This is a genomic window from Apibacter sp. B3546, from assembly GCF_009827885.1.
Classification (GTDB): Bacteria; Bacteroidota; Bacteroidia; order Flavobacteriales; family Weeksellaceae; genus Apibacter.
Genome location: NZ_WINW01000002.1, coordinates 81,643 through 105,171 on the forward strand (window position 1 = coordinate 81,643; position 23,529 = coordinate 105,171).

Annotated in this window: 17 protein-coding genes; 12 read left to right on the plus strand and 5 right to left on the minus strand. The window is 29.3% G+C overall.

Annotated elements, in window-relative coordinates; all coding sequences use genetic code 11:
- The first annotated feature begins 70 nt into the window (after nucleotides 1–70).
- Nucleotides 71–877: a M48 family metallopeptidase gene (locus GFU93_RS00525; RefSeq protein WP_160556622.1), complete on the plus strand. Its 807-nt coding sequence runs from the start codon at nucleotides 71–73 to the stop codon at nucleotides 875–877.
- 37 nt (nucleotides 878–914) lie between these two features.
- Here the strand turns inward: GFU93_RS00525 and GFU93_RS00530 are convergent, their stop codons facing one another.
- Together GFU93_RS00530 and tsaD are read right to left on the minus strand one after the other, a co-directional pair.
- Entirely contained in the window at nucleotides 915–1,538 is a 624-nt protein-coding gene (locus GFU93_RS00530) for a hypothetical protein (RefSeq protein WP_160566091.1), read from the minus strand.
- Nucleotides 1,539–1,542: 4 nt separating this feature from the next.
- The gene (gene tsaD / locus GFU93_RS00535; protein ID WP_160566094.1) at nucleotides 1,543–2,559 is read right to left on the minus strand and encodes a tRNA (adenosine(37)-N6)-threonylcarbamoyltransferase complex transferase subunit TsaD; all 1,017 of its coding nucleotides are present in this window, start codon (nucleotides 2,557–2,559) and stop codon (nucleotides 1,543–1,545) included.
- A gap of 2 nt (nucleotides 2,560–2,561) precedes the next feature.
- Here tsaD and GFU93_RS00540 point away from each other — a divergent pair, with 2 nt between their 5' ends.
- Nucleotides 2,562–7,037, plus strand: coding sequence for a hypothetical protein (locus GFU93_RS00540; protein ID WP_160566097.1), 4,476 nt, complete (start codon nucleotides 2,562–2,564; stop codon nucleotides 7,035–7,037).
- 46 nt (nucleotides 7,038–7,083) lie between these two features.
- Here the strand turns inward: GFU93_RS00540 and GFU93_RS00545 are convergent, their stop codons facing one another.
- Nucleotides 7,084–7,401, minus strand: a complete 318-nt coding sequence (locus GFU93_RS00545) for a TM2 domain-containing protein (RefSeq protein WP_185150444.1) — start codon at nucleotides 7,399–7,401, stop codon at nucleotides 7,084–7,086.
- Between the two features lie 150 nt (nucleotides 7,402–7,551).
- Between GFU93_RS00545 and lpdA the strand changes: the two genes are divergently transcribed.
- The 7 genes from lpdA (at nucleotide 7,552) to rimO (ending at nucleotide 16,972) form a co-directional block, all read left to right on the plus strand.
- Nucleotides 7,552–8,940 (plus strand): dihydrolipoyl dehydrogenase, encoded by a 1,389-nt coding sequence (gene lpdA / locus GFU93_RS00550; protein ID WP_105297572.1) that lies wholly within the window; start codon nucleotides 7,552–7,554, stop codon nucleotides 8,938–8,940.
- A 160-nt stretch (nucleotides 8,941–9,100) separates the two neighbouring features.
- The gene (locus GFU93_RS00555) at nucleotides 9,101–9,670 is read left to right on the plus strand and encodes a Maf family nucleotide pyrophosphatase (protein ID WP_160566101.1); all 570 of its coding nucleotides are present in this window, start codon (nucleotides 9,101–9,103) and stop codon (nucleotides 9,668–9,670) included.
- Between the two features lie 128 nt (nucleotides 9,671–9,798).
- Nucleotides 9,799–11,664: a hypothetical protein gene (locus GFU93_RS00560; RefSeq protein WP_160566104.1), complete on the plus strand. Its 1,866-nt coding sequence runs from the start codon at nucleotides 9,799–9,801 to the stop codon at nucleotides 11,662–11,664.
- 72 nt (nucleotides 11,665–11,736) lie between these two features.
- Nucleotides 11,737–13,074, plus strand: a complete 1,338-nt coding sequence (locus tag GFU93_RS00565) for a peptidylprolyl isomerase (protein WP_160566107.1) — start codon at nucleotides 11,737–11,739, stop codon at nucleotides 13,072–13,074.
- A 287-nt stretch (nucleotides 13,075–13,361) separates the two neighbouring features.
- Nucleotides 13,362–14,525, plus strand: coding sequence for a class I SAM-dependent RNA methyltransferase (locus tag GFU93_RS00570; RefSeq protein WP_160566110.1), 1,164 nt, complete (start codon nucleotides 13,362–13,364; stop codon nucleotides 14,523–14,525).
- Between the two features lie 101 nt (nucleotides 14,526–14,626).
- Nucleotides 14,627–15,589 (plus strand): hypothetical protein, encoded by a 963-nt coding sequence (locus GFU93_RS00575; RefSeq protein ID WP_160566113.1) that lies wholly within the window; start codon nucleotides 14,627–14,629, stop codon nucleotides 15,587–15,589.
- 81 nt (nucleotides 15,590–15,670) lie between these two features.
- Nucleotides 15,671–16,972 carry a 30S ribosomal protein S12 methylthiotransferase RimO gene (gene rimO / locus GFU93_RS00580; protein WP_160566116.1) on the plus strand — a complete coding sequence of 434 codons (1,302 nt, stop codon included), beginning with the start codon at nucleotides 15,671–15,673 and terminating at the stop codon, nucleotides 16,970–16,972.
- 311 nt (nucleotides 16,973–17,283) lie between these two features.
- Here the strand turns inward: rimO and GFU93_RS00585 are convergent, their stop codons facing one another.
- Nucleotides 17,284–18,270 (minus strand): aldo/keto reductase, encoded by a 987-nt coding sequence (locus tag GFU93_RS00585; RefSeq protein WP_160566119.1) that lies wholly within the window; start codon nucleotides 18,268–18,270, stop codon nucleotides 17,284–17,286.
- Between the two features lie 166 nt (nucleotides 18,271–18,436).
- Here GFU93_RS00585 and GFU93_RS00590 point away from each other — a divergent pair, with 166 nt between their 5' ends.
- Entirely contained in the window at nucleotides 18,437–19,333 is an 897-nt protein-coding gene (locus tag GFU93_RS00590) for an AraC family transcriptional regulator (protein WP_160566122.1), read from the plus strand.
- Nucleotides 19,334–19,565: 232 nt separating this feature from the next.
- Here the strand turns inward: GFU93_RS00590 and GFU93_RS00595 are convergent, their stop codons facing one another.
- Nucleotides 19,566–20,042, minus strand: a complete 477-nt coding sequence (locus tag GFU93_RS00595) for a septal ring lytic transglycosylase RlpA family protein (protein WP_220264894.1) — start codon at nucleotides 20,040–20,042, stop codon at nucleotides 19,566–19,568.
- A gap of 281 nt (nucleotides 20,043–20,323) precedes the next feature.
- Here GFU93_RS00595 and GFU93_RS00600 point away from each other — a divergent pair, with 281 nt between their 5' ends.
- Complete coding sequence (locus GFU93_RS00600; RefSeq protein WP_160566125.1) at nucleotides 20,324–20,824, plus strand: hypothetical protein; 501 nt, start codon at nucleotides 20,324–20,326, stop codon at nucleotides 20,822–20,824.
- Between the two features lie 60 nt (nucleotides 20,825–20,884).
- The gene (gene alaS / locus GFU93_RS00605; protein WP_160566128.1) at nucleotides 20,885–23,494 is read left to right on the plus strand and encodes an alanine--tRNA ligase; all 2,610 of its coding nucleotides are present in this window, start codon (nucleotides 20,885–20,887) and stop codon (nucleotides 23,492–23,494) included.
- Nucleotides 23,495–23,529 lie beyond the last annotated feature (35 nt).

The following is a 23,529-nucleotide window of genomic DNA, read 5'->3' on the forward strand; positions in this document are numbered from 1 at the left end:
TTATAATCATTGCAAATTTAAGAACATTAATTAATAAATTTACTATATTTCAAAAATTATTACAGAGTTTATGAATTCAAAAAAATGCTTATTATTTTCGCTAGTATCTTTATTAACAGTAGCATGTGCAACTAATCCGTTAACCGGAAGAAAATCGTTAAATTTTGTATCCAATTCTCAATTATTGCCATCTTCATTTCAGCAATATCAAGAGGTTTTATCTTCCAATAAAATTATCACAGGAACTCCTCAAGCAAGGCAGGTGGAAGAAGTGGGTAACAGAATAAAAAAGGCCGCAGAAGATTATTATAGATCCATTGGTAAGTCTTCGGCTTTAAACGGTTATCAGTGGCAATTTGTATTAATTGATGATCCAAAAACAGTTAATGCATGGTGTATGCCCGGAGGAAAAGTGGCTGTTTATTCAGGAATTTTACCTATTTGTAAAGACGACACAGGATTAGCAGTTGTTTTGGGACATGAAATTGCCCATGCTCTGGCAGGTCACGGAGCTGAAAAAATTTCACAATCATATATTTCAGAAATCGGTGGACAGGTATTAGGAGGGGTTACCAACAACCAAGCCTTGCGTTCGGCAATTAATCAATATTACCCCGTAGCCAGTGGCATCACTCTTTTACGTTATGGTCGTAAACAAGAATCTGATGCAGATGAAATGGGTTTATATATTATGGCAATGGCAGGATATGATCCCAGACAAGCCCCTTTATTTTGGCAAAGAATGATTGACGCTACAGGAAGTACCGATACACCTGAATTTCTTTCCACGCACCCGAATCCTCAAAATAGAATTGCAGATATAAATAAAATAATGCCCAAAGCATTACAATATTATCAAGCTTATAAAGCTAATTAATTTGAATTAGTCTTTATGGCATGTAATTTGGCATAGACTAATGACTTTTAATTTGAAGAGAAGAAACAGATATATTCGAATTGATTACCATATAACCAAAATTTGAACCTAATTCTTTATTTTTGGATATGGTTGTCAATATTTTACCATTCAAAAGGAATTGAATAGAACTTTTGTCTGTTACGATTGAAAAACTATTCTTTTCCTTTTTATTATATTTTTGAATTTTTTGTTTGAAATAAATTTGTGATTTTCCTTCTCTTTTGCTCTCGTAAGATATAACTACTTCGTTTTCTGCATTAATTCCAAATAGGAGATAATTTTCAGGATATTTCCGATCATCAGCATATAAAATTATACCCGCAACGCCATTAGGTTCATAAAAACTATTAATTTGTAATGAAGTAGTATAGGTTATATTTCGATCGGATATTGGAAGGGAGAGCAAAGAATAATTTAAAACATTTTTCAAATCAGCCTTCATCAATAAATTTCCTTCTTCAAGTTTAGTATATAGTGCATCTGTAGATATCGTGTCCCAATGATTGGAATTGGTATGAAAATCATCGTTAAACAATAGCGACTCTTTTTTACAGGAATTAAAAATTAATAAACTTAAAATAAATAGTAAGCTTTTTTTATAAAAGTTATTACCAATCATAATCTTACATTTTATATCTAGCGGTAGCTATAGTTTTAAGATCAGAAAATTTATTATGTTTATATTTAATGCTTCCAACCACGGCAATCATGGCTGCATTGTCTGTAGTATATTCGAATTTGGGGATAAAAGTTTTACAATTTTTTTCTAATTCTAACTTTTTTATCTCTCTTCTTAACTCCGAATTCGCCGAAACACCACCGGCAATTGCTACATTTTTAATTCCCGTAATTTGAATAGCCAACTTTAATTTATCTAACAATGAAGATAGGATTGTTTTTTGGACGGATGCACATATATCTTCAAGATTCTCTTTTATAAAATCCGGGTTTTTCTGTAGTTCTTTTTGTATGAAATAAAGCACGGAAGTCTTTATGCCACTAAAAGAAAATTTGATTCCTTCCAATTTTGGCAACGGAAATTTAAATTTATGTTTATCTCCATTTTGAGAAAGTTTATCAATTGTAGGTCCTGCCGGATATTCAAGTCCCAAAATTTTACCTATCTTATCAAAAGCTTCACCCGCCGCATCATCCAAAGTTTCTCCCAATACTTCCATATCAAAATAATCATTTACCTGAACAATTTGGGTATGTCCACCACTTACCGTAAGACATAAAAATGGAAATGATATATTTTCTTTAGATTCATCCTCAATAAAATGTGCAAATATATGCCCTTGCATGTGATTAACTTCAATAAGAGGAACGTTCAATGACATAGATAATGATTTTGCAAAACTGGTCCCTACTAATAAGGATCCTAATAAACCCGGACCACGGGTAAAAGATATCGCATCAATTGCTTTTTTATTTATATTTGCTAATTGAATTGCTTGATGTACAACGGGGATAATATTTTGTAAATGAGCACGAGAGGCTAATTCCGGAACTACACCGCCATAATTTTGGTGTATTTTTTGGGTAGATACTACATTAGATAGTATTTTTTTACCTTGTATTACAGCTGCTGATGTATCATCACATGACGATTCTATTCCTAAAATAATGGGTGTTTTCATTTATGACAAAGTTACTAATTAAAAAAATATTTTTTAAGTCATCCAAGGCAATTCTCTATGCATTTTGCATTTTATTTTTACTACTTCTATCTTTAATTATTGTTATAAATTTACCATCTATTAAAGATAAAATAGCAAAAGAGGCACTTTCCTATTTAAACCAAGAATTCAAAACTTCGATTTCTGCTCAAAGAATTGAAGTTGATTATTTTGGAAATCTTACTTTACATGATGTAATTATTAAAGATCATCATCAGAATAATTTACTAACTGTAAAAGAATTAAAAGGATATTTAAATACCATATCTTTAATTGAAAATTTGGTAATTAAGCATGTTGATGATATCAAAATTGATCAATTGCGTTTACAAGATCCTGTCATCAAAGTAATTACTTATAAAAATGAAAATCATGATAATTTTTCTATTTTCATAGATAATTTTAACTCAGATAAACCTTCTCAAAAAAAAGATTTTAAATTAAACGGAAGGGTAGATATAATCAATGGTCGATTTTCAATTGTAAATCAAAATTTACCATTAGAAGATCAAGTCTGGTTAGATACTTCTGAATTAAATTTAAAAGCTTCGAGCGTTGATGTTTTTAATTCGGATGTAAGGGTTTTAGTTGAGCAATTTAATTTCAAAGCTAAAAGGCATAAGGAAAATTATACGGTTTACCAATTTTCATCCGATATTCATTATTCAGAAACAGAACTTTCTTTCAAAGACCTTCTTTTTGAATCAGATACCTCATTGTTATTAGGTTCTTTATTTTTTAATCACACCAAAGAAAATGGATTGAGTAACTTTTCTGATCAGGTAGCATGGAATATGGAAGTAAACAAAGGAAGTAAAGTATCAGGTAAAGACATACGATATTTTGTAAAAAACTGGGATACTAATTCTATACTTAACATTTCTTCGAAAGTTAATGGTACACTTAATAATTTAACATTAACTAATCCAATCTTATCGGTTAACGGTACTTTTTATTCTTCCCCTAGCTTAGTGTTGAAAAATTTAGTTAGTAATGATCCTTCCCAATCTTTTAATATAGAAACCAAAGAAACGCATCTTCAATCTTCATATGCCTCTCTTAATTCATGGTTACCGAAATTTATTTCTAAGGAAATACCCAAAATAGTAGCAGAATTTGGAACTATGAATTATATGGGTTCATTTTTAATTGATAAAAAAGACCTTAGTATAAATGGTAAAATGATTAGCTCTTTAGGTACAGTAACAGCGGATGCTCAATTAAAAGATTATGCTTCCCAAAAACCTAGATATAAAGGAAAATTAGAAACATACCAATTAAATTTAGCTTCTTTTATTAAAACAACAACACTAGGTCCTATATCCGCTAAAATTCAATTTGACGGCAGCGGATTTAATCTGGACCATATGGATACTAAATTTGATGCAAAACTGAATAGTTTAGTTATTAATGGTAAAGCGATTAATGATATTTCAGCTGTGGGTAATTTAAGAGATAAAATTTTTGAAGGTAAAATTATTTCCGATGACAAATACGCTAATTTTGACTTTAATGGTACAATAAATTTTGCTCAAAAATATATTAAAACCAACTTTGATGCAGATATTAAATCATTAAATTTAGGCTATTTTACTTCTCTAGCCGATAAAAATAAATCATTTAAAGGAATAGTCAAAGCAGATATTGAATTCAGCTCCATTGATGATTTAATTGGACAAATCAACATTAATTCAATTTCTATTGAAGATAATGGTAAAACTACTAATTATAATGATATACAAATAAAAACAAGTTTTGAGGAAGGAAATCGAAATTTAGATATTTTTTCTCCGAACATGATTACTGCCAATATTTATGGTAAATACAAATTAGAAGATATTCCTGATATGTTACAGAAAGGAATTGGGAACCTGGTAGCTAATTTTAAAACTAATAAACGATTTGACAATCAAGAGTTTTCATTTATTTTGGATATACAAAAGGATTTATTTGATTTATTAATGATGGATGTTAACTTATCCCCGGGAACGACTATTACAGGAAGGTATGTTGGCAATGGAAATAAGTTACAGGCACAAATGATTTCAGAATATATATATTATAAAAATATCAAACTAACCAATCCGAATATATTTTTAAATACAGAAGATACCTTACGACAATTTATGGGATCTTTATCTTCTCTAAATATAGACAATACGAATATTGAAAAAATCAATTTTTCCGGATATAATAAAAATGATTCCCTATTTGTTTCCACTAATTTTTATCATGGAAAATATAAAGAAAAACAAACTAATTTTGATTTAAATTTATATCAAACTCAAAAAAATAATGATATTATTATTGGGTTTAAACCTTCTAATATTAATTTGGCACAAGCAAAATGGAAACTGAATCCTAATTTTAAATCGGATGAAGCCATTGCGAAATATAATTTATTAACTAACAAATTAGTTTTACAAAAAATTGAATTAACATCTGAAAATTCTGAAATTTTATTGTCCGGAGAATATACCACCAAAAACGAATATACTTTTGATTTGAATTTAAAAGATGTTAAATTAGAAAAAATATTACCTCACAGCTTACTTAAAGATATGTCTTTTGAGGGTGTTGCCAATGGATCTGCCAAAGTACTTAAAAATTCAAGTGAACTTAAACCTCTTGTGGATCTTTATATCGATCAATTGAAATTTAATGGTCAAAATTTAGGGAATTTGGCCATGAGAGCAATCTACGATGCTAAAACCAACCGATATTTATTACAAAGTAAATTAGAAGATTCCGGACAAGATCGTTTTTTAGCTGACGGATATATAGCCAATCAAAATGGTAAGCCTTCTCAATTGAATATAGATTTGCAAGCCAATCAAATGAACATTGCTCCTATAGGGACTTTTTTACAAAGTATCTTCTCAAATTTCAGAGGAACTGCCACAGGAAATGTTCAAATTTCAGGAGATATAACTTCTCCTAAATATCAAGGATCCCTTACAATGTCTAAAGTTGGATTTAAAGTTAACTTTTTAGGGGTTGATTATCAACTTACTAAAGATCAAGACTTACAAATATCTGACGGCATATTTTTATTTGATAATATTGAGTTGATGGATACTCAAAGAAAAACTAAGGGAGTAGTTTTTGGACCTTTAATGACTAAAAATTTTTCAGAATGGGGAATGAACCTAGACTTTACTTCGGATAAACTTTTAGTGTTGAATACTACCATGAAAGAAAATGATCTTTTTTATGGAACTATTTATGCTTCAGGTAATTTTTCCATAACAGGAACAACGGATAAAGGTATTGATATTTCAGCAACTGCCATGGCTCTTGAGGGAAGCAGCCTCACAATAAACAGCAGTAGTACAACTAATGCTACCGACATTCAATTTATCAAATTCATTCCTGAACAACATAAAGAAGGAGATGAAAAAGAAACTAAACCACCTATGGGATTATCCATACGTGCAGACGTTACAGCAGACAATAAATCTGTGGTTAATTTAATTATTAGTCAAGAAACCGGAGATAAAATAGTGGTTCGGGGAGATGCAAAACATCTAAAATTTGATATGTCAAAAGCAGGAGTTATTTCTATGGACGGTACTTACACAATAACCGGTGATAGTAAATATTATTATAATATGTTTGTTAATAAGGACTTTACTATTGTTCCCGGAAGTACTATCCGATGGGAAAATCGTGGTCCTACCGAAGCCGATTTAAATATTCGCGCTTCCTATACCAGATTAGTAAGTAATATTGGCGATTATTTGGGTATTTCTACAGTTCCCGCTTCTAATGTAACAGTTTCGGCGTTATTAACCGGTTATTTATCTAAACCAAGTTTGACTTTTGATATACAAGCAGATGCTTCTTCTTCGGTTCGTGATCAACTCAATACTAAACTAAATAATAATGAAGGGGAAAAATACAATCAAGTAGCCGGAATTGTTGTTTTTGGAAGCTTTTTATCCGATAAAATGGGAGGTAGCAGTTATGCTTCTTCTGCTTATGATGTAGTATTGAAACAATTAACTTCTGCAATAAATAATATAAGTGGAGTATTTTCTCTGGATGCTAATTTTAATGCCGGTTCAAGAGTCGACGATACAAGTGACCGGATCTCTTTAGACCCTACATTTAAAGTGAATCAAAGGTTATCCATAGTTGGATCAGTTAATATGCCTCTGGAACAAAAAAGTGCTGCCGACGTATGGACCTATGGTGCAAAAATTAATTATGACATATCAAAAAACAATGATAAATCGCTAATTATCAATGGTTTTTCAAAACCTTCCACTTTTGGGTTGGAAACTTCGGTATTATCCACTACAGGGGCAAATAATCAATCGTATGGCGGGGGGATTGTTTACAAAAAATCTTTTAATAAATTCAGTGATTTGTTTAGTAAAAAGAGAAAGAAAAAAGAAATTGTAAAGGATAAAAAGGAATCCATTAGTACTCACTAATGGATTCCAAAATTAATTATAGCGTTATAAATTATTATAAATTTTATTAAAACCACCCTTTACGATTTAAAATATAAGTCTTATAAAATTCTTTATCAGATTTGGTAAGGTACAAAATTCCTTCAATTAATCCAATAATACCCATTACAATTGCGCCTCCACCACAAGTAAACCATGAAGTTAATAAAGTGATTAATAACATAATTAAGCCTTCTTTATTATACCCTAAGTAAAACTTATGAATACCAAAACTACCTAGTAGAATACCACAAATTCCGGCTATTAATTTTTTACTATTAGCATCTTTAAGTTGATCTTGTGAAATTTCATATGAATTACTATAAGTTTGATTCGTTTCTTGCATATATTTTTATTTATATTAAATATTAATAAAACCGTAATCTTATAATATTTTTTAAATTATAAACAAATATTATGCATTTTTTGGGTTTATATATATAAATCTTCTTTTTGGAAAAAAAATAGTATTTTTGTCAACAAAATAATCTGTACCATGAATTATGATATTATAGTTATAGGTAGCGGGCCCGGTGGATATGTTGCTGCTATTAGAGCCGCTCAATTAGGTTTTAAAACAGCTGTAGTTGAGCGAGAAAATCTAGGAGGAATTTGTTTAAACTGGGGATGTATACCAACTAAAGCTCTTATTAAAAGTGCTCACGTATATGAAGAAATAAATCATGCTGAAGAATTTGGATTGAATAAAACCGAATCATCTTTTGATTTTTCTAATGTTATTAAACGCAGTAGGGGAGTAGCCGATAAAATGAATAAAGGGGTTGGCTTCCTTATGAAAAAAAATAAAATTGATGTAATTAACGGAAATGCCAAAGTTAAGCCCGGAAAAAAAATAGAGGTTACTGATAAAGAAGGTAAAGTAACAGAATATTCAGCATCTCACATTATTATTGCTACCGGAGCAAGATCAAGAGTATTACCTAATTTACCTCAAGATGGTAAAAAAATAATCGGTTATAGAGAAGCTCTCACTCTTCCAACAATGCCTAAATCTATGATTGTAGTTGGTTCAGGAGCTATAGGTATTGAATTTGCATATTTCTACGCAACTATGGGAGCTAAAGTTACCGTAGTTGAATTTTTACCTAATATTGTCCCTGTTGAAGATGAAGAAGTTTCCAAACATGTTGAAAAATCTATTAAAAAACATGGTATAGAAGTTATGGTTAATTCTTCAGTTGAAAGAGTTGAAACTCAGGGAGACGGAGTTAAAGCCTTTGTTAAAACAGCGAACGGAGAAATAACTTTAGAAGCAGATATTATTTTATCTGCAGTAGGTATTACCGCAAATATTGAAAATATAGGATTAGAAGAGGTAGGAATATCTACAGATAAAGGAAGAATCCTTGTAGACAGTTTTTACAATACAAACATTCCGGGTTATTATGCCATTGGTGATGTTATTCCCGGCCCTGCTTTAGCCCACGTAGCTTCTGCAGAAGGAATTCTTTGTGTTGAAAAAATTAAAGGAATGAATGTTGAACCTATTGATTATGGAAACATTCCGGGATGTACTTATTGTTCTCCTGAAATCGCTTCTGTGGGTATGACAGAGAAAAAAGCCAAAGAAGCAGGTTATGATATTAAAGTGGGTAAATTTCCTTTTGTAGCATCCGGAAAAGCAACTGCTAACGGTGACACTGATGGTTTTATAAAAGTTATTTATGATGCCAAATACGGTGAGTTATTAGGTTGTCATATGGTAGGTAACGGAGTTACTGATATGATTGCGGAAGCTGTAGCTGTGAGAAGATTAGAAGCTACTTCACATGAAATTTTGACTACTGTGCATCCACATCCGACTATTTCAGAAGCATTTAAAGGTGCAACAGAGGCGGCATATGGAGAAGCAATCGATTTATAATATTGTTTATTAATTATATAGTTCTGTTTAAATAGTATGAATTCTTATTCTATTTAAATAAATATATAATGGATGCAAAATATAATTTTAAAATAAAAGACTATCTATTTATAAGATAGTCTTTTATTTTTTAACTTATTGATTATCGAATTACAACTATATGAATACATTTAAAATTATTTTAGCTTCTCAATCTCCACGAAGACAAGAACTTTTAAAAAGTTTAAATTACAAATTCGAGACCCTACATTTAAATATAAATGAAAGTTACTCTTCCTTATTAAAAGAAAATCAAATTACCGAATATTTAGCAGAACAGAAATCAAAACATTATGGAGAAGTAGCTGATCAAACGGTTGTGATCACAGCGGATACCATTGTTTGGATGAAAGATCATGCATTGGAAAAACCTGAAAATTTCGAACAAGCAAAAAAAATGTTGTTTGAATTATCAGGAAATTCACATAAAGTGTATACTTCTGTTGGATTTTCAACCAAAAATGATTTTAAGGTTTTTACGGATTGTACAGAAGTTCATTTTTTACCTATGAATGAAAAAGAAATTGAATTTTACCTATCCCATTTCAAACCCTATGATAAATCGGGTTCTTATGGTATTCAAGACTGGATAGGGTTGGCTAAAATCGATAAAATAAACGGTTCATTTTTTACTATTATGGGATTACCTACTCATATAGTCTATGAATATCTTGAAAATCTAACCTTTTAACCTATCTTATATATAGAATAAAAGTTGTAAAGTAATTACAATCAAAATAGTCCATAGTTTAAAGAGTTAAAAATATTTTCTGAGTACTAATTCTTTATATATTTTTGTATCATATAAAATAAGTAAAAGTGAAAAAATCCATAAGTGTTTGTTTATATTTTTTTACCTGTATTGTATTTTCACAATCGGTTTTAATGACCATTAATAATGAAATTATTTATACCAATAATTTCGAAAATAATTATCGAAAAAGTTTAGAACTGCTTGGAACGGACAAGACCATAGACAATTATATTGACTTTAACCTTCTTAAACAATACGCACTTGCAAACAACATAGAAAATTCTATAGGTTTTCAGACAGACTTAGCAAAAGGAGCTGAACAATTAAAAAACAGCTTATTTTATCCTTCTGAATTTCTTGAACCAATACTGCGTGATTATTATAAAAAAATTCTGGTTGAAAAAAAATTTCAATTGTTGGTTTTTAAAAATGAATTTTTAACCAACAAAAATGAAACTTATAAAAGCAAATTTATAAATTCAATTATAGATAGCATCGGTAATGATCCCTTACGCTTTGAAAAAGCCGTATCAAAATATTCAATACTTTCGGATTTTAAAAAACCTTCTTATTTAAATATATTCGCTTTAAATAAAAATGTGGTTGATGCTATATATAATGCACCGCTTAATCAGGTAACTACATTTGTAGATGAAAATGATAATATATATCTTATTTTGGTTTCCAATGAAAGAAAATACTTAGGTGAAGTATCTTTAGGCCAAATATATATTCCGGATACTTCTCGATTAGGTAAAATTGAGATCGATAAAGTTTATAAAGAACTTAAACAAGGAGAAAGCTTTTCTAAAATTAAAGATGAAATCTTTAAAAATTATAATGTTTTAAATAAAAATAATATTCTTTCTAATGAGGAAGTATATACATATGTGGTTAATCAAATTAAATCCGAACCTAATAATATCCCGGATTATTCTCAACCCATTAAATTAGAAGATGGTTATGTTATTTGTGAATATTATTTTAATGATAATTATGATTCATATTCAATCGCTAGAAATAAAATATACAACAGCTTAAAAAAATCAGAAGAAATCAAACGGTTAAACGATTTATTAGTTTTGAAATTAAAAAAACAACCTTTTTATAAAGAAAATTTTATCCATCTAAGTAATTTTATTTCTTCTTTACCTCAAACTTATAATCAATTTACTGATTTTACTATTCCAAATAATGAGACAATTATTACTATTGGAGATTCCTATACACTTACCTTAAATGATATACTGGTAAATCTTAAACAATATTTAAATTCTGAAAATTATTATGAAAGAAATCAATTAATTTTTGATTATTTAAATAAATGGGGGAAAGATAATATTTTGGAGTTTTACACGACACACTTTTTCGAATTCAACACAGCTAAAAAAAATTATGAGAATATTAAAGATCAACTTCTTATTAAATATGCACTTAATTTAATTGCTTACGAAGCTCAAAACGATAAAATCGGTCAAAAAAAATTTTTACATGATCAAGCTGCTCGATTGACCTGGAAGGAAAGAATTGAAGGTACTTTTTATTATTGTCTCAATTCTGATATAGAAACTAAAGTCCTTAACTGGTTAAAAAATAAAAAGTCAATAAACTTTATAAAAAATCAATTTGAAGATAAACGTGAAGAATTAATAATTGAAGAAGGTAGAAAGACTCGAGAATCTCTTAATTTGCCTGTAAATAAAAAATTAACCAAAGGATTATATGTCGTTGACAGTAAAAATAGAAGATTGATAATAAATATTAAAAAAATAATTAAAAATGATAAAATGAGTTTTGATGATCTTCAAAAATATTATTTAAATGAATTCATTGATTATAAAACGTCACAAACAATTAAATTATTGAAAGAGAAAGCTGTTGTCACAATGGATTCAAATCAAGTAAAAAGATTAAAAGATATTTATAAATGATAACGTTAAAAACTAATATAAACACTAATTACTCATAAAAGAATTTTAAATTTGCAGAATATAAAAATTAAAATGAATAGATTATTTATAGTTGTAACCTTTTTTATAGCTACCTTCATTTTTGCGCAAGAAACAAAAATTGATGGAATTGTAGCTGTCGTGGGAAATGAAATTATTACAGAAACTGATGTTAAAGAAGGTGAAAATTACGCTCGATCTGAAGGACAAACCGTAACTGATAGATGCAGCTTTATAGAAAATATGATGAAAGAAAAAATTATTTTATATAAAGCTAAACAAGATACTCTTATAACTGTTAATAAAGATGAAGTAGCCAGAGAGGCTGAATCACGTATTGAAGGATATAGAAATTATTTTGGTTCAGATGTTAATATTCTAACCAATTTTAAATTTAAAACTATGGGTGAGCTAAGAAGTTTACTCGAAACAATGATTAAAAATCAAATGTATACTCAAAGGAAAATGGCTGACATAACCAAAAATGTAGACGTTTCTCCAGAATATTTAAAAGATTTTTACAAAGCTCATGAATCAGAATTTCCTACTTTAAATGAAGAAATCGAATATGGTCAAATCTATATGTATCCTAAATTAACAGAAAGCCATAAACAAGAATTGATTGATCAATTAAAATCTATAAAAAAACAAATTGAAGAAGGAGCCAGTTTTGCTGACATGGCTAAAAAATATTCACAAGATCCGGGTTCAGCTGCTAATGGTGGACAAATTTTAAATGTTAGAAGAGAACAAATGGTAAAAGAGTTCGATGCGGTTGCTTTTGGATTGGAAGAAGGACAAATATCCGAACCATTTGAAACTGAATATGGATTCCATATTGTTTATCTTGAAAAAAAGAAAGGTCAAGTGATTGATTTAAGACATATATTATTAATGTCTGTTCCTAATCAAGAAGAAATTAAAGCAGCTATAAAAAAACTGGAAGATATCAGGGAAGATATTAAATCAGAAAAAATAACGTTCAATCAAGCTGCTTTAAAATATTCTGACGATAAATATACTAAATACAATGGCGGTTTATTATCAAATTCTCAAACCGGTGATAACAGATTTGAAAAAATAAAACTACCTACCAAAGTGCTTTATAACCTTTCAGGACTTGGAAAAGGAGATTTATCCGAAGTATTTGAAGATAAAGAAAATAACCGAACGGTAGTGAAACTATTGAAAATAACCGATGTTATTCCGGCTCACAAAATGAATTTAGAAATTGATTATAACAGAATCAAAGGCTTTGCTCAGAAAACTAAAGAAAATGAAGTAATTGAAAAATGGGTAGAAGCGCAAATTCCTTCAACATTTATAACAGTTCAAGATGAATATAAAAAATGTAACTTTTCTATCGATTGGTTACAAAATAAAAATAGATAATTAGTAAACTATTAGTTAGAAAGCCCTGTAATACAGGGCTTTATTTTTTTCAATAAACTTCATTAGTATATGCGAATGTTTTTTATAATTTATCTGAAATCAATAACCATTGATTGAATAATTATTTCGGTTTAACTAATAATTGTACTCAATTACCAATTTCTAGAAAAAGTAATCCTATATTTGAAAAATATTTTAAGAATCTATAAAATCTTAAAAAATATTTTAAATAAAATTTAATATATTCCTATTAACACATTTAACTTCATTTTAATTGAAATATTATAATGTTTGCTAATAACGATTCCTTTACGATGCAAGCCAAAACCTTTTATGGCTTAGAAGATGTGCTTGTACAAGAACTAAAACAATTAGGTGCTTCTCAAATAGTTAAAAAAAACAGAGCAGTTGAATTCCTTGGAGATTTAGGATTTTTATACAAAGCGAATTATTCTTTAAGAACAGCCTTGAAAATTTTGGTGCCCATACATCATTTTAAAGCTAAAAATGAAACTATTTTTGAAAAGGAAATAAATAAAATTCCATGGGAAAATTATTTTTTCAATTCGCAATCTTTTGCAATTGATGCAACGGTATATTCCGATTATTTTAAACATTCCCAATACATTATGTTAAAAATGAAAGATGGAATCGTTGATCGTTTCAGAAAAAAATTTGGCAAAAGACCCGACATTGAAAGATTCAATCCGGATATAAAATTTCATTTACATATCAGTAACCAAGAAGTTACTATATCTTTAGACAGTAGTGGAGATCCACTCTTTAAAAGAGGTTACAGAAAATCTCATTTTGAAGCTCCCATAAATGAAGTATTAGCTGCCGGATTATTGAATTTAGCAGGATGGGACGGAAAAGGAAATTTTCTTGACCCGATGTGCGGTTCGGGCACTTTGTTAGTAGAAGCCGCCATGATCGCTTTAAATATGCCTCCGCAATTGCATCGAAAACAATTTGGATTTATGAATTGGAAAAATTTCGATTTGGAGTTATTTAACAAAATAAAAGATACTCGAATTAACAGGATTAGAGATTTTTCAGGTAAAATAGTCGGATATGATATTTCTGATAAAGCCTTAGTTTCTGCAAAGAATAATATTGAAGCAGCAGATTTGTCAGAATTTATTGAATTAAAAAATCAGGATTTTTTTACTTCACAAAAAGTACTATTTCCCTTATTAGTTGTTTTTAATCCTCCTTACGATGAAAGACTATCCATTACTACAGATCATTTTTATAAAAATATCGGCGATACATTAAAAAATAATTATAAGAACACATTAGCTTGGTTCATTACTTCAGATCTGGAAGCCTATAAAAAAATCGGCTTACGTCCCTCAAGAAAAATTAAAATTTATAACGGGAAATTGGAATGTCGTTTTTTTCAATATGATATTTATGAAGGAAGTAAAAAAAATAAGATAATAAGTTAAAAATTAGTGAAAATTGATGATTATAATATAATAATTTAGTACATACAGTTAAATTTGCTATATTTTAATAACTAAAAACGGTTATATAATAATAGTAAATTATGAAAATCGCTTTAATATCTTTAGATTATTATAGATATGATAAATATATTATCTCTGCAATGAAAGAACTAGATATAGAAGCAATTCATATTGATATTTATGCAAACAGATATAGGTATCCCAATCTATGGGTTCGATTAAAAAATTTAATTACTAAATCATTTTTTAATGCTAATATCAAAAGAACCCATCTGGAAAAATTAATTAAAAATGCTTTATCTAAAAACGATAAATTTGATAAGATCGTTATAATTCATGCAGAATGGTTATCTCCTGAAACTTTAAAATTTTGTAAACATACAAGTAATGAAATGATTGCTTACCATTACGATGGTATTCAGCGTATGCCTTCTATTACAGATACTTTTAAATATTTTGATAAAATTTACAGTTATGATAGAAATGATGCCAAAAAATATAATTTAAAATTTATACCCAATTATATTTATGAGCAAATGGAAGATATAAATCTTCATGAGCAAAAAATAGCTTTCAATATTTCATCATTAGATAATAGAACTCCCATATTAGAAAAAATTGCAAAAATTTTAGAAAATAAAAATTATCCCTATGAATTTCTGGTTGTAAATCGTAACCATTTTAATTTTTACACTCAAAAATTCAAAACCAAGATTAAATATTTAAATAAAATGGTTTCCAGAGATGAAGTCCTTGAAAAAATTAAAAGATCTAATCTTATGGTTGACATACAAAGGCCTGAACAAATAGGCTTGACATTTCGTGTATTTGAAGCTTTAGGACATCATAAAAAATTGATAACTACCAATAAAGACATTGTCAATTACGATTTTTATAATCCTGCGAATATTTTGATTATAGACCCTGAAAATATTGAAATACCGGATGAATTTTTATATTCAAAGTATGAGAAAGTTCCGGATCATATTCTTAATAAATACCATGTTAAAACATGGGTTAAAGAAATTTTAGAATTAAATTGATCAAAATACTATTTGATTGTAATCTGTCCTATACATTTCATAAAAATATAAATAAATTTGCCTTATTAAAAATAACAGCGAATGCGAACAAAATCTGTTGGGAAAAAAAAAATTAACGTAATAACTTTAGGCTGTTCTAAAAATATTTACGATTCTGAAGTTCTCATCAATCAATTAAAAGCCAATAACAAAGAGGTTGTTCATGAACAAAATGGAGACATTGTAGTAATTAATACATGCGGATTTATAGATAATGCCAAAGAAGAAAGTATTAATACTATTTTAGAATGTGTCAAACAAAAAGAAGAAGGAACTATTGAAAAAATTTTTGTTACCGGATGCCTTTCGGAAAGATATAAACCCGATTTAGAAAAAGAAATTCCTAATGTCGATCAATATTTCGGTACTCGTGAATTGCCATTATTGTTGAAAGCTTTAGGTGCTGATTACAAACATGAATTAGTAGGAGAAAAATTAATTACCACTCCTAGACATTATGCCTATTTAAAAATTTCGGAAGGTTGCGATCGACCGTGTAGTTTTTGTGCAATTCCTTTAATCCGTGGAAAGCATATTTCAACTCCCATTGAAGAACTGGTAAAAGAAGCTCAATCGTTGGCTCGAGGTGGAACCAAAGAATTAATTTTAATTGCTCAAGATTTAACTTATTACGGTTTAGACTTATACAAAAAAAGAGCTCTCGCAGATTTATTAAAAGAGCTTATTAAAGTGGAAGGTATTGAGTGGATTCGTCTGCATTATGCTTTCCCTACAGGATTTCCTATGGACGTTCTGGAACTTATGAAAAATGAACCTAAAATTTGCAATTATATTGATATTCCTCTCCAACATATTTCAAGCGATATATTAAAATCCATGAAAAGAGGAACTACCAAAGAAAAAACTAACCGATTGTTGACTGATTTCCGTTCGAAAGTTCCCGACATGGCAATTAGGACAACCTTAATTGTAGGCTATCCGGGCGAAACTCAGGAACATTTTGAAGAATTAAAAAATTGGGTTATAGAACAACGATTTGATCGTTTAGGTTGTTTCTCTTATTCCCATGAGGAAAACACGTCCGCTTATTCATTAGAAGATTCTCTTACTGAAGAAGAAAAAATGAATCGAGTAAACGAAATCATGGAAATTCAATCTCAAATTTCGTGGGAATTAAATCAAGAAAAGATCGGTAAAACCTATAAGTGTATTATAGATAGAAAAGAAGGAGATTATTATATTGCCCGTACAGAATACGATTCACCGGATGTGGACAATGAAGTTTTAATTTCAGCCCATGATGTATATTTATCCGTAGGAAGTTTTGTATCTGTTAAAATTAATCGTGCAGAAGATTTTGACCTTTATGGCGAATTAGTTTAGTAATCCTATTTATTTAAAATTTTGCCGGCTATCAATAATCGTTTTTATCATCGATTCATTTGATTAAAAAAATTCTTATTTACGCATTTGCTTCTACATATTGGTAAACAATATAAAAATGGGACTGATATATAATTTATATCAGTCCCTTATATAAAGTTACATTTACTTAAATTATATGACAATCAACGGTTGTCACAAATAAGCAAAAAAAAAATAATATAATTGATTGATTTTTCGGCGTTTATTAACTCATATAAAATTGTTTAGCAATCTTAACTCATTAAAAACCCTATCCAACTATAATTCTTTTAATTCTTATCAATCATTTTATTAAGATTTTCCGGATATCGATCTCCAACAATATTAATTTTAGACAATCCTTCATTGATCCGATTTAAAACTTCAGGACTTAATTTTAGAGAAGTAGCTTCTATGTTTTCTTTCAAACGATTTAATTTAGTAGTACCCGGTATTGGAACAATCCACGGCTTTTGAGCTAATAACCAAGCAATAGCAACTTGGGCAGGTGTTGCATTAAGTTCTGTACCGATAGATTTTATAAAATCAATTAATACAAAATTTTTTTTCCTGTTTTCAGCCGACAAACGAGGAACTATATTCCTAAAATCATTTTTGTCAAACCGGGTATTTTCATTAATGGTTCCGGTTAAGAAACCTTTGCCAAGTGGACTAAATGTAACGAATCCTATCCCTAATTCTTCCAGTGTAGGAATAATCTCTTTTTCAGGATCTCTGTAAAATAAGGAATATTCACTTTGCAGAGCAGTAACCGGTTGAACGGCATGGGCTTTTCTTATCGTTTGAGGACCTGCTTCCGATAATCCCCAATGTTTAATTTTGCCTTCTTTCATTAAATCTTTGATTGTTCCTGCCACCTCTTCAATCGGTACATTTTTATCAACTCGGTGTTGATAATACAAATCAATATAATCGGTTTTTAATCTTTTAAGTGAGCCTTCCAGAGCTTTTCTGATACTTTCGGGTCTACTGTCGGGAGGATTGGCAGAATTTCCATCTTTAAATCCAAATTTGGAGGCTATTTTTATTTTACTTCTAAAATCTTTTACCGCTTCTCCTAACAGTTCTTCATTCGTAAAGGGGCCATACACTTCAGCTGTATCAAAAAAAGTTATTCCGGAATCGTAAGCAGTTTGAATTACTTTTATTGCTTCTTTTTTTTCAGTGGACGGACCTAAACCAAAACTTAATCCCATACAACCCAAACCTAATTCGGAAACCTCAAGTCCATTTTTTCCTAATATTCTTGTTTTCATTTAAAAATATTTAATAGTAAATTTATATCAACAAAGATACTTTTAAAAGGTAGCTTTAATTTTATATAATTTACTGAAATTGTTATCAATTTTACTGATTATTAATTTCTTATACGAGTAAAAACATGATTTACGTAAATTTGAATGAATCTAATGATCATCTAAAATGGAAAAAATTATTTCTATAGATAGTGTTAAAACCTATAATACCATGCGAGGAGTTGAAACCACTCATCCATTAGTTAACGTACTTGATTTATCAAAAACTAAACCGATAACAGCTCAAACATTCAATTACGGTTTATATGCCATATTTTTAAAAGAATTAAAATGCGGTGAATTAAAATATGGAAGAAATACGTATGATTTCCAAGAAGGCTCTCTCGTTTTTATTTCACCCGGACAAATTATGAAAGTGGAGCCCAATGTAACCACCTATGCACCTAAAGGATGGGGATTATTGTTCCATCCCGACCTATTACTTGGAACTCAATTAGGTAAAGACATAAAAAAATACTCATTTTTTTCTTATGACAGTAACGAAGCATTACATCTATCCGACAAAGAAAAACAAATGATTTTAGAGTGTTTTAAGAATATTCAATATGAAATTGAACAACCTATTGATAAACACAGTAATACACTGATCACGACCAATATTGAATTACTATTAAATTATAGTTCTCGTTTTTTTGATCGTCAATTTGATACACGAAAAGATATTAATAAAGGGATCTTAGAAAAATTTGAAAAACTACTTTATGAATATTTTTCTTCAGATAATTCAAAAAATTTGGGTTTACCTTCGGTAGCCTTTTGCGCCTCACAATTAAATTTATCATCCAACTATTTTGGAGATTTAGTTAAAAAAGAAACCGGAAAATCAGCTCAAGAATATATCCAAGAAAAAGTTATTTATTTAGCTAAAGAAAAAATTTTAGATCTGAATAAAAATATTTCTGAAATCGCTTATGAACTTGGATTTAAATATCCTCAACATTTTACCCGATTTTTTAAAAATCAATTAGGTATTACTCCTAATGAATATAGAAATATCAATTAAAAATTTTTGTAAGTATTGGATATTCAAATTTAAACAATTAACTACCTAATAGCTTGTACGTAAATAAAGAAAATCAATTGAAATCTTATCAAATAAAATATCTTTTAAAATACAATTTATTTACTCCATTTTATTTTAAAATAATTAAAAGAAAGATTCCCTATTTATAAACAAAAAAACTCCGGTTAACAATAACCGGAGTTTATAATTAAAATTTTTTTAAGTAATGAAATTACAATATTTCATAATTAACTTTTATGACTCCTGCATTTAAGCTTGTTAATTCTGCAAAAGCAGCTTTACTTAAATCAAATTCTCTTTTAGGTACAAATGGTCCACGATCAGTAATTCGTACAATAACTTCTTTACCATTTTTTGGATTTATAATTTTAACTTTCGTCCCAAATGGTAATGTTTTATGTGCAGCAGTAAAATCATTCATGTTATATCTTTCTCCGCTTGAAGTCAATCGACCGTGAAACTTTCCTCCATACCAAGAAACACGCCCGGAAAGAGTGGATTTTTCATTACTATCTACCTCTTCTTTGGAAACGTTACTTGTCAAACTGTCATTTTGGTAATTTACTTTAATAGTGTCACCGGATACATGAGAAAGGGAAGGAGCTTTTACCAATTCTTCACTGTGAAAAAATGTAAATGATAAAGACACTAATAAAATAATCATCAATGCTAAAGTTACTTTCTTCATATTTTAGTTTTACTCTTTTGTGCTGCAAAATTACAATCTCATTATCTAAAATATTCTTAAATACATTTCACATATGGTAAGCATACATATGAAAACTTCTATATTTATTTTAAATAAAGGGTTTCAATGAGATAGTTAAAAAAATGTTAAATTATATTGATTTTGTTAATTTTTTTCACTTTTAATCATAAATGAAATTCACTTTATTAAAAACAAATGTTTTATTGATAAATAAATATAAATTAATAGTATTATTTTTGACAACTAAACGTAATTATATAATGAAAAAAATTGTTTCTTATTTTCTTTTATGCCTCGTCTTACTATCGTGTACTTCAATTGAGAAAAAGAAAAATATAAAAAATGTAGAAGAATTTTATAAAATATATGCTCAAAGAGAAGACGCTAAACAACTTATAGGCTTTTATACGGACAACAATCCTAAATGGGTAGATGCCGTTTCGCAATCTTTATTGGAAGGCAAAAATATAATTTTGGATATGTATGAGAACAGTTGGAATGACAAAAATTTTAAAAAACATCAAGATTATCCCGAAAGCGTAACAATTAAAGAAATAGTTTCGAATGATAGCATCGTAGCAGTTAGTGGGCAATATAATCCCTATTATTATAAGGATAAATTAATACATTCCATGAAATTCACTTCATGGTTCTATTTTGATAAAGAGGGAAAGATTAAAAAACAAATCGAGTGGATGCAATACACCATGAATGATTTAAAGGATATCATAAATTTTAAACAAAACGCAGAAATAAATTAATTTTTTTAAACGAAATTTTAAAATTCTTATTTTTGTAGCTCCAAAAACCAAGTAGTAAAAATGACTTCTAAAGAAATACGAAAAACTTTTCTGGATTTTTTTAAATCTAAACAACATAGTATAGTTCCGTCTGCTCCGATTGTTTTAAAAGATGATCCTACACTCATGTTTTCCAATTCCGGAATGACACAGTTTAAGGATTATTTTTTAGGCTATAAAGAACCTAAAAATAAGCGTACGGCCGACACTCAAAAATGTTTACGGGTTTCAGGAAAACATAATGATTTGGATGATGTAGGTAAAGATACCTATCATCACACCATGTTTGAAATGCTTGGAAACTGGAGTTTTGGAGACTATTTTAAAAAAGAAGCTATTGAATGGGCTTGGGAATTGTTAACTGATGTATTTCAAATTTCAAAAGACAGGCTCTATGTTACCATATTTGAAGGAGATGCAGAAGAAGGCTTAGAAAAAGATAGGGAAGCCTACAACTTTTGGAAAGAACATATTTCAGAAGATCGAATACTTCTAGGTAACAAAAAAGACAACTTTTGGGAAATGGGCGAAACAGGACCTTGTGGACCTTGTTCGGAAATACACGTTGATATCCGTTCGGATGAAGAAAGAAAAAAAATTGATGGTAAAAATTTAGTTAATCATGACCATCCCCAAGTCATTGAAGTTTGGAACCTGGTTTTTATGGAATTTCTCCGTAAAGCAGACGGCAGTTTAGAAAAACTACCTAAAAAAAATGTAGATACAGGAATGGGATTTGAAAGACTTTGTATGGTGTTACAAGGCAAAATTTCTAATTACGATACGGATGTATTTACTCCCTTAATAAAAAAAATAGAAGAAATATCCGAACTAAAATACGGCGAAAACACTAACGTTGATATAGCCATGCGAGTTTTGGCAGATCACGTACGAGCCATCACATTCTCTATAGCCGATGGACAGTTACCTTCTAATTCCGGAGCAGGATATGTAATACGAAGAATTTTAAGACGGGCCATTGGTTATGCATACCGAGTATTGCATATCAAAGAACCTATTTTATACAAGCTGGTTCCGATTTTAAATACTCAAATGGGAGAGTTTTTCCCCGAAATTTCTAAACAAGAAAGTCTTATATCAGAAATTATAAAAGAAGAAGAAATTGGATTTTTAAGAACGTTGGATCAGGGATTGGTACGATTGGCTAATTTTATGGAAAACAATCCGAAATTAGAAATCATACCCGGAGATGTTGTTTTTGAATTATACGATACCTATGGTTTTCCTTCAGATTTATCTCGAATAATTGCAGAGGATCATGGAAAAACCATTGATGAAAATGGCTTTAATGAAGAAATGAGCAAACAAAAAGCTCGTTCCAAATCTGCCTCCACTTTTAAAAATTATGATTGGGTTATCTTACAAGAAGATGATGTAGAAGAATTTGTAGGTTACGATTTTTTGGAAACTCATGTTAAAATAACAAGATATCGTAAGGTAGAAAATAAAGAAGGAGAATTTTATCAATTAGTATTTCAAATTACCCCGTTTTATGCCGAAAGTGGAGGACAAGTAGGGGATATAGGGTATATTGAAAATTTAAATGAAAAAATTGAAATTTTAAATACTAAAAAGGAAAATAATTTAATTATTCATACGGTAAAAGAACTTCCGAAATACCCTGAATTTCCATTTAATGCAAAGGTAGACAGCAAAAGAAGAGAGGCTATAACCAAAAACCACTCGGCGACCCATCTTTTACATGAAGCATTGCGTGAAGTACTTGGTAAACATGTTGAACAAAAAGGTTCTTATGTAGGACCGGACTATTTACGTTTTGACTTTTCCCATTTCAGCAAAATGAGTCCGGAAGAACTACAAAAAGTTGAAATGATGGTCAACACCAAAATATATGAAAGAATCGAATTAGACGAAAATAGGGCAGTCCCATTTAAAAAAGCTATTGATATGGGAGCTATGGCTCTTTTTGGCGAAAAATATGGCGATTTAGTACGGGTAATTAAATTTGGAAATTCGGTTGAATTATGTGGAGGAACCCATGTAAAAAATACGCATGAAATCATATTTTTTAAAATTATGAGTGAATCTTCCAGTTCCGCAGGAGTGCGAAGAATTGAAGCGATTACCGGCGAAACGGGAATAGCATTTTTAAAAGATCAATTCAGTCAATATGATCGTTTAAAAAGCTTTTTAAAACAGCCGGATGATCCTATTAAATCCATTGAGAAATTATATTCGGAAAATGATCAACTAAAAAAACAAGTTGAGCAACTCAACAAAGAAAAAGCAAATCATGAAAAAATATTTTGGAAAAATTCAATTACTCAAGTGAATGGAGTAAACTACCTTGGATTACAGACCGACTTAAGTAATGCATCGGTAAAAGATTTAATTTTTCAACTAAAGAATGAAATTTCCAATTTGTTTATTATCATAGGTACTCATACAGATCAAAAACCTACACTTTCCATAGGAATTTCTGAAGATTTAGTTAAAACTAAAAATTTACATGCAGGAACGATCATAAAAGCTTTATCCAAAGAAATAAAAGGCGGCGGTGGAGGACAACCCTCTTTTGCTACAGCAGGAGGAAGCGATTTATCAGGATTGGAAATTGCTATTAAAAAGTCTTTAGACTATTTACAATAAATAATTAATAAAAATTTGTGTTGTGCTCAATTATA